At 55.7% G+C, this 13,813-nt stretch carries 19 protein-coding genes; 6 read left to right on the forward strand and 13 right to left on the reverse strand.

Annotated features, from left to right (window positions below; all coding sequences use genetic code 11):
• Positions 1 to 32 precede the first annotated feature (32 nt).
• Complete coding sequence (locus KIK84_RS13020) at positions 33 to 797, forward strand: hypothetical protein (RefSeq protein WP_214123526.1); 765 nt, start codon at positions 33 to 35, stop codon at positions 795 to 797.
• A gap of 111 nt (positions 798 to 908) precedes the next feature.
• Here the strand turns inward: KIK84_RS13020 and KIK84_RS13025 are convergent, their stop codons facing one another.
• The 7 genes from KIK84_RS13025 to KIK84_RS16930 form a co-directional block, all read right to left on the reverse strand.
• Positions 909 to 1,244: a KfrB domain-containing protein gene (locus KIK84_RS13025; RefSeq protein WP_214123527.1), complete on the reverse strand. Its 336-nt coding sequence runs from the start codon at positions 1,242 to 1,244 to the stop codon at positions 909 to 911.
• Entirely contained in the window at positions 1,228 to 1,935 is a 708-nt protein-coding gene (locus KIK84_RS13030) for a DUF3227 domain-containing protein (RefSeq protein WP_214123528.1), read from the reverse strand. The genes KIK84_RS13025 and KIK84_RS13030 overlap by 17 nt, the downstream gene beginning before the upstream one ends.
• A gap of 9 nt (positions 1,936 to 1,944) precedes the next feature.
• Positions 1,945 to 2,271: a hypothetical protein gene (locus KIK84_RS13035; RefSeq protein WP_214123529.1), complete on the reverse strand. Its 327-nt coding sequence runs from the start codon at positions 2,269 to 2,271 to the stop codon at positions 1,945 to 1,947.
• Positions 2,268 to 3,605, reverse strand: a complete 1,338-nt coding sequence (locus KIK84_RS13040) for a hypothetical protein (RefSeq protein ID WP_214123530.1) — start codon at positions 3,603 to 3,605, stop codon at positions 2,268 to 2,270. Before KIK84_RS13040 ends, KIK84_RS13035 begins: the two co-directional genes overlap by 4 nt.
• An 88-nt stretch (positions 3,606 to 3,693) precedes the next feature.
• On the reverse strand, positions 3,694 to 4,587 hold the full coding sequence (locus KIK84_RS13045; RefSeq protein WP_214123531.1) for a hypothetical protein: 894 nt from the start codon (positions 4,585 to 4,587) through the stop codon (positions 3,694 to 3,696).
• An 18-nt stretch (positions 4,588 to 4,605) separates the two neighbouring features.
• Positions 4,606 to 4,854, reverse strand: a complete 249-nt coding sequence (locus KIK84_RS13050; RefSeq protein WP_214123532.1) for a hypothetical protein — start codon at positions 4,852 to 4,854, stop codon at positions 4,606 to 4,608.
• A gap of 187 nt (positions 4,855 to 5,041) precedes the next feature.
• Positions 5,042 to 5,248 carry a YHYH domain-containing protein gene (locus KIK84_RS16930; RefSeq protein WP_349815929.1) on the reverse strand — a complete coding sequence of 69 codons (207 nt, stop codon included), beginning with the start codon at positions 5,246 to 5,248 and terminating at the stop codon, positions 5,042 to 5,044.
• Between KIK84_RS16930 and KIK84_RS13060 the strand changes: the two genes are divergently transcribed.
• Positions 5,171 to 5,347 carry a DUF3606 domain-containing protein gene (locus KIK84_RS13060; RefSeq protein WP_214123534.1) on the forward strand — a complete coding sequence of 59 codons (177 nt, stop codon included), beginning with the start codon at positions 5,171 to 5,173 and terminating at the stop codon, positions 5,345 to 5,347. The genes KIK84_RS16930 and KIK84_RS13060 overlap by 78 nt on opposite strands.
• A gap of 70 nt (positions 5,348 to 5,417) precedes the next feature.
• Here KIK84_RS13060 and KIK84_RS13065 read toward each other — a convergent pair whose 3' ends face one another.
• The 5 genes from KIK84_RS13065 to cadR form a co-directional block, all read right to left on the reverse strand.
• Positions 5,418 to 6,452 carry a DNA-binding protein gene (locus KIK84_RS13065; RefSeq protein ID WP_214123535.1) on the reverse strand — a complete coding sequence of 345 codons (1,035 nt, stop codon included), beginning with the start codon at positions 6,450 to 6,452 and terminating at the stop codon, positions 5,418 to 5,420.
• Between the two features lie 121 nt (positions 6,453 to 6,573).
• Complete coding sequence (locus KIK84_RS13070; protein WP_214123536.1) at positions 6,574 to 7,290, reverse strand: hypothetical protein; 717 nt, start codon at positions 7,288 to 7,290, stop codon at positions 6,574 to 6,576.
• 109 nt (positions 7,291 to 7,399) lie between these two features.
• A complete protein-coding gene (locus KIK84_RS13075) occupies positions 7,400 to 7,975 on the reverse strand; it encodes a hypothetical protein (RefSeq protein WP_214123537.1) in 576 nt (191 codons plus the stop codon).
• A 2-nt stretch (positions 7,976 to 7,977) separates the two neighbouring features.
• The gene (locus KIK84_RS13080) at positions 7,978 to 9,030 is read right to left on the reverse strand and encodes a DMT family transporter (protein WP_214123601.1); all 1,053 of its coding nucleotides are present in this window, start codon (positions 9,028 to 9,030) and stop codon (positions 7,978 to 7,980) included.
• 46 nt (positions 9,031 to 9,076) lie between these two features.
• Positions 9,077 to 9,508 carry a Cd(II)/Pb(II)-responsive transcriptional regulator gene (cadR, locus tag KIK84_RS13085; RefSeq protein WP_214123538.1) on the reverse strand — a complete coding sequence of 144 codons (432 nt, stop codon included), beginning with the start codon at positions 9,506 to 9,508 and terminating at the stop codon, positions 9,077 to 9,079.
• Positions 9,509 to 9,584: 76 nt separating this feature from the next.
• Here cadR and KIK84_RS13090 point away from each other — a divergent pair, with 76 nt between their 5' ends.
• From KIK84_RS13090 to KIK84_RS16635, 3 genes are all read left to right on the forward strand, one after another.
• Complete coding sequence (locus tag KIK84_RS13090; protein ID WP_214123539.1) at positions 9,585 to 11,897, forward strand: heavy metal translocating P-type ATPase; 2,313 nt, start codon at positions 9,585 to 9,587, stop codon at positions 11,895 to 11,897.
• Between the two features lie 85 nt (positions 11,898 to 11,982).
• Positions 11,983 to 12,123, forward strand: a complete 141-nt coding sequence (locus KIK84_RS16630) for a hypothetical protein (RefSeq protein ID WP_250207980.1) — start codon at positions 11,983 to 11,985, stop codon at positions 12,121 to 12,123.
• Positions 12,120 to 12,251: a double zinc ribbon domain-containing protein gene (locus tag KIK84_RS16635; protein WP_250207973.1), complete on the forward strand. Its 132-nt coding sequence runs from the start codon at positions 12,120 to 12,122 to the stop codon at positions 12,249 to 12,251. The genes KIK84_RS16630 and KIK84_RS16635 overlap by 4 nt, the downstream gene beginning before the upstream one ends.
• Positions 12,252 to 12,342: 91 nt before the next feature.
• On the opposite strand, the gene KIK84_RS13100 is transcribed toward KIK84_RS16635, so the two are convergent.
• Entirely contained in the window at positions 12,343 to 12,597 is a 255-nt protein-coding gene (locus KIK84_RS13100) for a hypothetical protein (RefSeq protein WP_214123541.1), read from the reverse strand.
• A 277-nt stretch (positions 12,598 to 12,874) separates the two neighbouring features.
• Between KIK84_RS13100 and motA the strand changes: the two genes are divergently transcribed.
• Positions 12,875 to 13,732, forward strand: a complete 858-nt coding sequence (gene motA / locus KIK84_RS13105) for a flagellar motor stator protein MotA (RefSeq protein ID WP_214123542.1) — start codon at positions 12,875 to 12,877, stop codon at positions 13,730 to 13,732.
• Positions 13,733 to 13,813: the final 81 nt, after the last annotated feature.

The following is a 13,813-nucleotide window of genomic DNA, read 5'->3' on the forward strand; positions in this document are numbered from 1 at the left end:
GCTCCTATGTCCCGCGTTTAGGTAGTTATTTTTTGACCCACAACAACAGCATTTGTCTGTTTATTGAACACATGACCTTTGTACTCAACATCCTGCACAAGGACTATTCTTTACTTGCTGCCGACCGTAGAGGGAAGTCAGATGGGCCAGTCAGTATGTCCGCCGGGGGCATTTCCATCACCACGACAGGTAACACCATCATCGACGGTGTTCAGAAAATCTACCTGAGCAAGAACGCAAACCAGGCCGTTGGGATTGCGGGCACCGTTGGTGATCATGGCTATCTGGAGGCATTTGCCGATGTGAGCGATGGCCAGACCGCATTGGAGTGCGTGAGCGATTTTGTCCATTTGGCATTCGACTTTGATGCCCGAGACCGGATGCTCAATGGCGAGGCGTTGATGGAAAACCAGTCCATCGTGACATTCTTTGACCCGGACAAAGGCGCATTTTTCTCCAGCCTGTACCTGTTCACACCGTTCACCCACGCTGTGCAGCTCTATGCCAGACGGGCCAACGCCAGTCCCATGTTGCTTCACGTCGGTAGCGGCAGCAATAACTTTGAAAAAGCCGTTGGACTGGAGGAAATCAACAGTTTCGTGAAGCGGCTGGCCGAAGGGCTGGACTTGGAGGAGCGATTGACCTGGTTTGAGCAGGCGTTTGCCAAGGTCAGCGCCATTGATACCGGCTGCAGCTCATCCTATGAAGCTGTCATTGCCACCCGGGACGCGCCTCAATTCACCTCTTTGCGCAGCAGCAACCAAATTTCCATTGTGCCCGCTCCACCGCGCAACTGAGACATCACATTTTTTGCGGGATTCAAGCGCGCGCGTTAAATTAAATGCGCACATAAAGCCTTGCATGTCACCAACGGATCTTGCCAAGAACAATCTTGGCCAGGGTCGGCGCTATCGGGCTGGAGACTTCTTCAATGCATGGGACAGGATGTCTCGCACATGGGCCACCCCGCCACCGTGGAGCGGCCCATCATCCAAGATGGAACCGCGGCCGTCTCTGTACCTGATGGTTGTTTTTGGGCGATTCGGTTCGGGAATGCTGTTCAGCTCATTCAATTTGTGAATGGTGTAGGTTCTTCGGCCAATTTTCTGAAGTGCATGGTGCTCTGACATTTTCAGCACCGGGCCGCAGTATTGGCGCTCAGCCAAGACTTCCTCCAGTTCGCCCTGTGAGGCAGTTACCCAGGCCACCATCTCGTCCAATGAAGGCTCAATCATCACCAACATTGGCTTGGAATTTGGCGATAGCCTGCATCATGGCGCGACTCGTTTTGCCCAGGTTCAATAGCGTCTGTTTGTGGTCCGGGACCGGTTGCGTGTTGTCGTTCAAGTACTGTTGAAGTGCACCACAGTAGTCCGAAAACTCATCCTCCATGGCTTCCAGTAGCGTCGCAACCTCCTTGTGGAGGTCTGCGGAAATCAACTCAAGGTTGAAAAAGGATGCACTGAACTCCCCAAAATTGGTGGTGCCTGCAGCCCAAAACTTCTTGGTGTCTTCGGCGGACGAAGTCGTTGAGGGAAGCGTACTGGACAAAGAGATGACGAACTTCACAAAGGGCTCTATGGCCACCGGAGAGACGACTTTACGAAGCCAGAAATCGTCGCTAATGGACTGTTTTCGCGCGCGTTGATCTTTGGCTCGGTTGTACTTGTACGCCAACCCACTCAATATCAATGCCGCAATGCTCGTGATAAGCGACGGGAGCGTCAGTAACCCTTTTTCCCACCAAGCCTCATCTGGCTTGCACATCAGCACGACAGCGGACGTTGGCCCATTAGCCACTTCGCAAGGCATCCCCACCACTAACGTGGTGGACTTGGTTTGTTCAACGGATTTGGGAGCGGAACTGGCAGTCGATGGCGCCTTGGCCGTCGCAGAAGCGGCTTGCTTAGGAGCGCCGGCCTGGGGCGATGTCACCAACCAAGCCTATGCAAACAGGTTTCTTGTCTGCAACGCACGTGCAACGTAGCCGTCCATCACCTCCTGGAGGAAGGCTGGTGCCTGGAAGTTGTAGCGCTTATAAAACGCTTCCTTGCTTCCTGCTTTGACAACGCTAGGGCCAAACAGTCCCAGGAAGAAGGAACTGCTGACAGTGTAGGTTTCCGTGGGAACCACGACGCTCACGGTAGCGCCTTCGGCATCCATGGCATCCAGATGCAGAGTCTCCCGTAGCAGTTCGCCACGTTGGCGGCCTGTATAGACGGGGCCGTTGTACTTTGCGAGATCAATCACAGTGATGACTTTTTCATTCATTTGCCTTCCCCCTCACTAGTGCTGAGTTTGGCAGTCGAAAGTGGAAATTTGATGCTCAGTATAGTCCCAGGGAAGTAAACCCCCTTCAACTCGTGGACAAACCTACTATCGGGTCTTTGGTGCAGATCATTAGCCTTATTGAAGGCGATGATCCTTACACCGTTCTGATTCGGCTCCATTTTGTAAGTTCCATCGAACTGTACATGGGTGGATCCTGAGACCAAGGCCATACGGGCTTTGGAATCGGGGAACTCTTTGGTGCATTCCGCGTGCACCTTCTGAAAAAACTCAATCAGGTCCACACTGCCGTTGCCTCTGGTGTCTGTAGTGCTGTTGTTTTTGGTGCTGACATGTCCCTGCAACGCAATCAGTGTGTACAGGTCATCTGGGCGCCAACCAGCGGTAAACAAGCCCCCCTGTTGGTGTAAATCAATGTAACTCTGAACCTGATCGCGTGTGTAGTGGCCGGCAGGTAGTGCCTCAAAAGTCTGGGCAATTGTCCTTCCAAAGCTAAAAATCACGATTTCACAGAGCGGAACAGCCAAATGCGTATCCAAATACCCCTGGATGGACCAGTCCAGCATGCCCGCATGTTCTTCTGCATTGTCAATGACCTCTCCGATGTACTGGCAAAGTCGGTGTCGAGCTGGCGGAGTCAACGTCTTGGAGACACGCTTGAGGCAACCGTTAATGTGATCAGCGAATTTTTGGGTGACTCGTGATTTCAGATCCGACTCATTGGGGCGAACGGCGCGGATGTAGTGTTTGCATCGCCAATCGAAGACCTCCAGGCCCGCAGCCTCTTCGGGAAGGGGGTACTCATGTTTGACCTCCAACTTCTTGATGACTCCCATAGCCCGCACAAACCGGCGTAGCCCCGGGTCGGATGGATAACTTCCGCTCCAATGCAAGCGGCGCCCGGTTCGACGGGCTTGCACCCGCAGCTCGTCCACCAGTACATCCAGAATGGCGTTAGCACCAAGGTCGTAGCTCTTTGCCTCGCTCAAATTGATCGCGATACGCCTGAAACGGCGCACCAGGAGCTGGCGGGCCAACGGGATCAGCGCATGCAAAGTCCCTTCGGGATTCTCAATCAAGGAAAAAACCGCGGGTGCCTTGAATGTCACCTTGCCTTTGAGAATCTCTTTGGCAACGGTATTGCCTGCAACCATCTCAATGATTCGGGAGCGCGTTCCAAAGTGCTTTCCGATGATTTCGTGGTGGGATTCCTTGCGGCGCTTGTCGCGCCAAATGCGGTTGGCGCGCCTACCGAGCTTGGCCTGGTTCTTGTTGCGCAAGTACAGCGGTACGTCGATTTTCGCTAAATGCTTCATTGGCGTTTTGGATGTTTTTTAGCCTGGACGCGCAAGCCTTTGCCATGACGTCCTCCCCGGAAAGCATTCTGCATCCCAATTCGTCCATTCAAGTCTTCGACGCGCGTACCCCAAGAATTTCCGATGATTGGAGGCGCGCGAGGGAAGACGAGACGAGTGCCGCAGCAGTTGCAAGAAGCATGTTGGCGTCGTCTCGGCTGTAGTATTCCGCGGTACCACGGTCATCCACGTGATGGGCAAGCTGCGTGTAATGCCGAACGGCTTCCATCAAAGAAAACTCTCGTTCGAGCTTCGTCATGTCGCGTTTGGCAGACTTCAATTTCTGTGCTGTGGCGTCAATCGCCGGCTTTTCACCAGCCGCCAGTGCGGCGCTTTCGACGGCTAGGCGGCATTCTGAAACAACGGCGTCGAACCGCCCGTCTACCAGGTGGGCATGAGCCCGTCGAATCCGACCAACGGCTTCCGTTAGGACATGGTCCTGTGCACACTTTGGCAGGGGAATGCCAATGACCATGTATTCAGGTCCTTGTAGCTCCTTCAAGACCTTTGCCCAGTCGCTGAGGTTCAGCCTAAAACTGATCTCATCTTGCTGTGGCCAGACTCCAGTCGGACCATCTGCCAAGGCAGTGAATCGCAATTTCAGATTGAGGTCATCTCCACCGCGCATTTTTTCCAGCGCAAACAACTGGCCTTCCGCGAGTGGGAGTTCAAATATCAGGCGCCTTGGGTTTTGGCCGCTCTTGGTGGCCAGTTCCAGGGGAACTTCAGGTTCTGCAAAGCCCAGAAACGACGGAGCCTTACCGGCATCGCCTTCTACATTGATCCGCAACTGGAAATTGCGCAGCCTGACCCCCGCCAATGCAGTTTCGGGGACATGAAAGGCAATGGACAAACACAGCAGCGAAGCACCAACCCCTGCACGGCCAAAAACACCCGTAACTTCAATGTCTGCTACGGAGTAGCCGTTGTAGCTGAATGACACAGGATGGCGTTCCCTTTTTCAGCGCTTGCGGTTGGACTGCGAAACCACCGAGCCGGCCAGTTTCTGGGTTGTGGCACTGGCGGAGTTGCTGCGCAAGGCCTTTGACGCCGTAGCTTCGATCGCTGCGCCAGTTTGCTTCCCGGTACGTGCCTGAGCCAAGGCAGAGGCAGCAAGTTGCTTCTGCACCAGTGAAGCATTGCCGCTTTGGAGTGTCTTTCCTGCAAGCGAAGCCACAGAAGGTGATGTTTGTTTTGAATTGGTTGCCATATAAAGACCCCGTTTCTATTTGGAGAGAAAGCGCAACACCACTGTATATGGTGTTCTGATGCAAGGCAAGACACTACCTATGGTGTCCAAACACCATTTCTGTAGTTGAAGCGCCGACGCATCCATGTACCCGCCTTCGATGGCAGTGGGTTTTATGGAGCCGCCCCTCCCAACACGGCGGGATGGTTCAATGACAGTGTCGTGTTCCCGCTTTCCGATCGTTGTGACAGCCGTCTTTGTCGGTCCCGCCAGAGTGCGCAAAAACGAGGCTGGATACCAGCAAGAGCGCGAACAAAACGATTTTCTTCATGATGCTATGGCTGACGATTTGAGCAAGCGCGGTCCGCAAGACCGTTCCCGTGTGAACGTAAACGAACCCTGGGAAGTCAAGCATTGGTGCACAGAGTTCAAATGCACGGAAACCCAGTTGCGCGCTGCAGTAAAGGCTGTGGGCGTCATGGTCGCAGACGTCCGGCGCCATCTTTCCAAATAGCCCCACCCAGGCAAGAAAAAGCCGCCAAGGTTGCGCATTGTTAAGAGGCGTGGCGGCTATGTTGAGCAAATTATAGAGTGCCGGCTTCTGGTGCAGGTGTTGTCGCGCTGAGGCGCTGCAGCATGCTGGCCACAACGCCTTCTTGAGCCAATACAGCAGCCTTTGCTACAGCCAGATCCAACTCCAGACCCTGATTCACCCCCTGTAGCGCTGTGAATTTGGCCTGTATTTCGCCGACGTTGGTCGTCAGCGTTTGATTGGCAGCAGCTTCCACCACCAGCTTTTGGCCCAACTCTTCGGTTCGCCGCTGTTCGAACGCCAGCGCATCTTTCAACGGCCGTAGCTTTCTGAGCTCTTCTTGGGCCTGATGCAACTCGGCTTGTACCCGCGTCAGATCTCCAATCAGTCGGACACCTTCTTGCTGGGCCCGCATGAGTTCCTGCTGCTTGCCGGTCAGGGTATCGGTCACCTTGCGCAGTTCGGACTGCAAATACTGCACTTGCTGGTCATGTTGGCGCTGCTCCTGCTCCCGCTGTTCTTTGGCGGAGGTGCGGAAGTGCTCCAGCGCTTCGCGGGCATGCTGGTGCTTTTCCTCCAGCGATTGCCGGTGCCGTTCTTCGGCCTCCAGCCGCTCCTGCAGGCCCAGGACTCGCTGTGTGAGCTGCGTGACCTCCAGGGTCTTGCTGGCCATTGCCTCCTGGGTCTTGGTGTGATCTGCCTTTTCGGTAGCGAGGTTGCGCTGTGTCTGCTCCAGTTGGGTGCGGATCGTCTGCCCCTCTGCCTTTAACGCGGTACTTTCTTTTTGCGCCCAGGCGAGACTGGCTGCGCTGACGGCCAAAGCCTCGGTGGAACGCGCGTCAGCCTCTTCATTCAGCCGTGCGGCCAAGCGGCCTACCAGGTCCTGGATGGCCTCGCTGACGGCCACTTTGGTGCCGGTTGTTCCACCTTCTTCCTCTTCAATTTCCTTCAAATACCGGTGGATGGTGGTCTTGGATCCGGTACCCAATTCCGCACGTATGGCGTCGATGGACGGGTTGATTCCAGTGGCCAGCAGCTTGCTGCGTGCCCGTACAACCTCAGATTTGTAAATTCCTGACCTGGCCATGACCCACCTTTATTTGATACTAATTACATACCACGATAATACATACCAAAACTATCGAATGCAAGATTGAAAATTCAGAAATATTGAGATTTGATAATGGTGGATTATCAAATGTGATGGGTCATTTTTCTGTTTTGGACGGCCCAATGACTTCGCGCCAAATCCCAACCCTCATAAATCTGGCTTTGGCTTTCAAATATTTGATCGATTCGGCCAAATCATGCACTCGCAAGCCTCCCAGTTCTGGATCGGCCACTCCGACGCTGCTTGGAAGCGCCTCATCCCATCCCTCGAACGCAGGCCAGGGCATCAGCAGGTGTTCACCGCCTCGGTGTTGAACCCGCACCCAAGCGGTACCGTCCCGCATTGGGAAATAGGCAATGGAAGACAAGGGTTTGGCCCAGGTCCAAGGGATTCCGAAGCGTTGTGCATCATCTCGATAGGGCCTGGCGCTTGGTTCCACCAAAGGCTTGCGGTTATGAAAAGCAGCATGCAGTGCTCGCACCTTCTCTTGCATGATCTGGGCGTGCATCTGCTGCTCTTTCTCCAGCAGGTCCAGAAGAGCCGCAGTGTTGCCCCGCAGAAGTTCACGCTCTGATGGCGTCAAAAGGCGTCCACTCCCGCCGCCAAACTTGGCCTTGCCAAGTGCATTGGCCCCACCAAATCGCTTGGCAAAGCATGTCGAGCCCAGCACCGTCAACTTGCCGTTTTCATCGATAACATGTATGGCTCGGTATACCCCATGGGCACAGCCCGGTTCTTGGCACTGAACTCGGGCTTCTTTTTCGACCTGCAGTATGGCAACCAGCCTTGCATTGGGGTTTGGACTCTGTGTCATGCTTAAGGTGCCAAAGTAGCTACTAACCGCTAAGTAGCTACTTAATGAGTTTCAAATAGATCTGTGCTACCAATGATCACTGGTCAGTACCGACAGTTGATACACGGATTCATCGCGCCAAACCTGCGGAAACAGCGGCGATGATCCCGACGCCAACAACAGGGATGAGCATGTACGACATGGCCAGGATCCGCTCAGCCCCTTTCGTCAAAAGATACAGCAGGACCACAAACGCGGGATAAAGAATCCATACGGAAGACTCCTTCGTGGGAATCGATGAGGTTGCAGGGACGGTTGGTTTCGCCGTCAGATAAAGCATTCCTAGGTATGAGAACACCAAGTAACCCAAATCGGAGATTCGGGTCAAAGGTTTTCCGCGTCTTAGAAGCAATGCACGAATAAGCGCTCCGTGAAATAACCCCAAAAGCACAGCGCAATCAACGAAGTTCTCCGGGAATGTGTGCGCGAAAACCTTTGTGAGCAGCTCGGCAACCGGCTGAGAAAGATTGCTGCGGTAGAACACCAGTGCGTCGAGTACGAAGCCTTTCCACTTAAAAACGACCTCTGACAAGGACGCCAGCGAACTGGTCGCCAGAAACAACGCGACACTAAGGAACACCTTCACTCTCCATGGTGAACGATCCCAGTGCTGCGTAACCTCGTCAAAATCTGCTTTGAGTCCCATACTCAAGAATGACCGTGTCGATGGTGGATATCAGGGAAATGCCTGTGATGATGGTGCAAGATGTCATGCGTGTGGGGGTGCACATGGGCCTTGTCGCCACTCCACTCAAAGTCATGTGTGTGCTGGTGGTGCGCATCGTGTGAATGCGAGTGCGTATGCTGCATGGGCTCATGGGCATGCATGTGGTCATGGATTTCCGTCAAATGCAGCCATACACCTATCCCCATAAGCGCAGCTGCCGCCCAGAATGCAAGTCCGGTGGGCTCTCCCAACATCAGTAGTGCCACAGCGGCTCCAATAAATGGAGCGGTCGAAAAATATGCGCCTGTGCGCGCAGTACCCAGTCCACGCAGGGCTAAAACAAACATTGCCAAACTGAATCCGTAACCTAGTAGGCCCACGGTCATCGTCCCGCCAATGGTTGCAAAGCCAGGCATAGGAACATCCAACATCGCAGCCATCGCAGTGTTCACCAAGCCTGCGACCACTCCTTTGCTGCTGGCAATGAAGAGCGCGTCCGACGCAGAGACCTTCCGGGTCAGGTTGTTGTCGATAGCCCAGCACAAGCAGGCGACCCCAACCAACACCGGCCCGGCCCAGTCTAAGGAATTGGAAGTCTGGCCTGGCCACGACAGCACAACACCGCCAGCCACGATGGCCACCATGCCCCATACCAAACGTTTGTCAGCGCTCTCCTTGAAAACCAGCCAGGCTATGGTGGCAGTCAAAACAGCTTCGAGATTCAGCAAGAGGGATGCGCTTGATCCACTGGTGCTTGTGAGACCAAACATCAAGGCCAAGGGCCCGAATACACCGCCAAACAGGATGGCTCCGAGCAGCCAAGGCCACTCCCCTGGCGGCAGTTCAGATGCTCGCCACCCACGATCACGAATCAAGCGAATTAGACCTAACCCGATTCCACTGCCCAAGTACAGCAAACCTGCAAGAAGGATGGGCGACATGTCACCAACCAGCAATTTGGCAAACGGTGTACTGGCACCAAACAAGATGGCGGCCCCCAAAGCAAAAAGTGCAGCCCGATTTGAAAATATCATTTGAATATGCGCGATGGGTGTGTTCGGTGCGGCTGAAACGGCGAGTTCAACCCAGATGAGTGTGGCGTTCGATCTTGGCCTCCGTCTCCATGGACGCAAGGCCTTGCAAAATTCCACAGGAATCGACCGCCTGTTCTGACGCGCAGCGTTCGCGTAGCTCCCGAAGCTGCTTCTTGAGATGTGTGAGCTCCTGAATTCGCTCATTCACATGAGCAATGTGCTGGTCAAAGACATCGTTGATGGCGCCACAACCGTCCGCAGGCTGATCCGCCAGTTCCAATAGCGTGTGGATTTCCTGCTGGCTCATATCGAGCGCCCGGCAATTGCGTATGAACCGCAGGCGCTCAAGGTGTTCAGGACCGTAAATCCGAAAGTTCCCCTGTGTACGCGCGGGCTCAGGGAGCAGGCCCGCCTTTTCGTAATACCGAACCGTCTCCACGGTGCACTGCGCCACTTGGGCCAATTCGCCGATTTTCATGAAGGCCTCCAGAAATGTCTTGACTCTATAGTAACTACAGGTTGTGTAATTTGGACATATTCAATGGAAAGTCCTTATGTCCGCCTCCCATAAACACGATTCGCACGATCACGATCACCAAGATCATGGCCATGGGCACGCCCATTCCCATGATGATGCTTGTTGCGCTGCCCCATCCGTCAAACTGGAAGAACCGGGCAAGGCCAGCTCTTGTGCGACCGACTGCTGCAGCAGTGAGGCGTCGGCTACTCAGCCATTGGTGCCACTGGCAAAGCCCGCCCGCAGTGATGGGGGCGTTCAGACGCCGATTCGCATCATGCAGATGGACTGCCCCACCGAAGAGGGGCTCCTGCGCAAGAAGCTGGGCGGCATGGCCGGCGTAAGCGGACTGGAGTTCAACCTAATGCAGCGGGTCTTGACGGTCACCCACGCACCGAAAGACTTGGAACCCATTCTGGCCGCCGTGCGCTCCCTCGGCTTCACCCCAGAAGTCGCCACTGAAAACGCCGCTTTGGAAGAGCCGACACCGGAACCTGCCAAACCTTGGTGGCCCTTGGCGTTGGCCGGCGTGGCCGCGATAGCCTCGGAAGCGGTTGAATGGGCCGGGTTACCCACCTGGATGGCTGCTGTGCTGGCATTGGTTGCAGTCTTCGCATGCGGGATCACGACCTACAAAAAGGGCTGGATTGCCATCAGCAATGGAAATCTCAACATCAATGCACTGATGAGCATTGCCGTCACGGGGGCGCTCTTCCTGGGACAGTGGCCAGAGGCCGCCATGGTGATGGTGTTGTTCACCATTGCTGAGTTGATCGAGGCCAAGTCGCTCGACCGGGCCCGCAATGCCATTCGCGGCTTGATGCAACTGACGCCGGAAACTGCAACGGTGTTGCAAGCCGATGGCTCTTGGAAAGACATGGCCGCCAAATCGGTTGCGGTGGATGCTCGTGTCCGTATCAAGCCGGGCGAACGCATCGCCCTGGACGGAAAAATCGTCACCGGCCGTTCGACCATCAACCAGGCGCCCATCACCGGGGAAAGCCTCCCCGTGGAAAAAACCGAGGGCGACCAGGTGTTTGCCGGCACTATCAATGAGTCTGGTTCGTTTGAGTACCTGGTGACTGCCGCTGCCAACGACAGCACCCTGGCGCGCATCATCCACGCAGTGGAAGAAGCACAAGGCGCGCGTGCACCCACCCAGCGCTTTGTGGACCAATTTGCCCGCGTCTACACCCCTGTGGTGTTCGCTATTGCCCTGGCGGTGGCCATCCTGCCGCCACTTCTGCTGGGCGGGGTGTGGTTTGCGTGGATCTACAAGGCACTGGTGTTGCTGGTGATTGCTTGCCCCTGCGCTTTGGTGATCTCTACCCCTGTCACCATCGTCAGCGGCCTGGCCGCTGCAGCTCGCCAGGGCATCCTGGTCAAAGGCGGTGTCTATCTGGAAGATGGCCGCAAGCTCAAAAGCATTGCCCTCGACAAAACCGGCACCATTACCCACGGCAAACCTGCGCAAACTGACTTTGTGACGCTCAGCGCAATGAATGAGGCCGAACTGCGCAGTCTCGCTGCAAGCTTGGCCGGCCGTTCAGACCACCCCGTGTCCAAAGCCATCACCGAGGCGGCCAAGCGTGACAACGTTGTGCTGCGCAATGTGGACGGGTTTGAGGCATTGCCGGGTCGAGGAACCAAGGGTTCCATAGATGGAAAGCTCTTCTATTTGGGCAACCACCGCCTCATCCACGAACAAGGCCGTTGCTCCGAAGCATTGGAAGCTCGCCTGTCTGTGCTGGAAGAGCAAGGCAAGACCGTCATTCTGCTGGCCGACGACCAGGAGGTGCATGGCATGTTTGCCGTGGCTGACACCGTCAAGGACAGCAGCCGCCAGGCCATCGCTGAACTCCACGACTTGGGTATCAAGACGGTCATGCTGACCGGCGACAACGCCCATACCGCCAAAGCCATTGCCGATCAAGTTGGAATCGACGAAGCCAGGGGCGATCTGCTGCCGGAAGACAAGCTCAAGGTGATCGAAGGCATGCTCGGTCAAGGTGGCGCCGTCGGTATGGTGGGGGATGGCATTAACGATGCTCCTGCGCTGGCCCGGGCAGATATTGGCTTTGCCATGGGTGCTGCCGGCACCGGCACCGCCATTGAGACTGCCGACGTGGCCTTGATGGACGACGACCTGCGCAAATTGCCCCGTTTTGTACGTCTCTCCCGCAGCACCCATGCGCTGTTGGTACAGAACATTGTTCTGGCACTCGGCATCAAGGCCGTGTTCCTGGTTCTGACCCTCACGGGCGCAGGCACGATGTGGATGGCCGTTTTTGCGGACGTGGGTGCGAGCTTGCTGGTGGTTGGCAACGGACTGCGCTTGCTTCGCAAGTGAAGTTTGTATGGCCTGATTCAGACAATCCCTAGGTAAGAGAACGGAACCAGTGCAATGAGCTTTTTCGACAGACTATTCGGCGGCCATGGCGGCGGTCACGGTGGCAACCACCATGGCCATCATCGAGAGGAGCACCACGCGCCACGTCACGGTGGCCATGGCGACAGCTACGGGAGTCGGCCTCCGAACCTTGGTGGAGTCGCTTGCGCAGCCTGCAACACCCTGAATGCAGCAGATGCCAAGTTCTGCCAATCCTGCGGGAAGTCCACGCAGCCTGCCCGGTGCACCCAGTGTGCGGCCACGCTGATGGTGGGGACCAGGTTCTGCGGGCAATGTGGGAAACCAGCCGGCTGATAGTTCGGGGGATTGGGGAATTGAAGCTAGAATTTCTTCGATGTCTGGGAAATACCGCGCTCTTTTCCTATTGGCTGTCATTTTTTGGCAGTCACTGGCAGTCCTTAGCTCCTTGAGTTTGGTGCAGCACGCGCGGGAAGACTCCCTTCAGACACCTGGTGAGGCACATGCGTTTTATCAGCACCACCTTGATCAAACGGCTCACAAAACAGGTGAGGCGGATACCGCTTCTCATGCCCATGTCGGCGCTGTTGCCGATATCGCCGCGGTCATCGGCGATGAACCCGTAAAACTGCCCGTGTTTCGCCCTCAGTACGCAGTTGGTGCGCTTGCGGTCGCGAGGCAAACGCCGGTTTTGGCTGGGCTTCTCCGACCTCCACGAGCCCTCTCCTGACATCAAGCTCCATCGCCACCTGAGTGGCTTTGGACCTTGATTCATCCCCTTAGACACGGCGCAGATCGCCTGTTTCCGTGTCTCCCTAATGTCACAGATGGATTGCCCTGCAACGAGGGCCACTGTGCATTTCTGCATTGCCCATGCGGCGCGTTTCGCGCCTCTCTCCACGGACAGAGTCCGCACTCCGGCCCCGCTGCCACCACTTGCTCCAGACTAGGAATTTGAAATGTTTGTAATCGTCGGATGGCTTATCTGCATCGCCTGCGTGTTTGGCGTGTTCATTATTCACGGTGGCAACATCAGCGTTGTGCTCAAGGCATTGCCGTTTGAGCTGATAACGATTGGCGGTGCCACGGTGGGAGCCTTTGTCGCCAACAACCAGATGAAGGTCATCAAGGCCACCATCAAGGGCCTGGGGTCTTGCTTCAAAGGAAGCAAGTACACCAAGGACCGCTACATGGAGCTGATGGCACTCCTGTTCGACCTCCTTCAAAAGGCTCGCAAGGAAGGCCTGATGGCCATCGAAAAAGACGTTGAAGAACCCGAGCAGTCAGAGATTTTCAAGAAACATCCCAATGTGGGCTCTGACCACCACGTCGTGGAGTTCGTCACCGACTACTTGCGCATGATGGTGTCGGGCAACCTGAATGCCCACGAGATCGAAAACATCATGGATGGCGCCATTGAAGCGCACCATGTGGAGGCCCATGCAGCCGTCGCTGCCATCCAGCGTATTGCGGGCGGACTGCCTGCATTCGGGATTGTGGCTGCGGTGTTGGGGGTTGTGAACACCATGGGTTCAGTGGGTCAGCCGCCGGCAGTACTGGGGGGGATGATCGGCTCTGCCCTGGTGGGAACATTCCTGGGGATTTTGCTGGCCTATGCCTTCGCCGAGCCTTTGGCAGGCCTGTTGGAGCAGAAGGTTGAGGAAGGCGGCAAAGAATTGCAATGCATCAAGACCATTCTGCTTGCCAGCATGCAAGGCTACAACCCGTCCACAGCGGTAGAGTTCGGCCGCCAGATTCTGTTCTCCACCGAGCGCCCCACGTTTTCGGAGCTGGAGGCACATGTCAAGAAGAAGTAAAACGGGTGGGGACGACCTGGCATCAGGGGTGAAGCCCACGAGGCGGGATGCGGCCATCCAAATGGGCGGCCGTCTCCTGTT

Source organism: Curvibacter sp. CHRR-16 (assembly GCF_018474005.1).
Classification (GTDB): domain Bacteria; phylum Pseudomonadota; class Gammaproteobacteria; order Burkholderiales; family Burkholderiaceae_C; genus Allorhodoferax.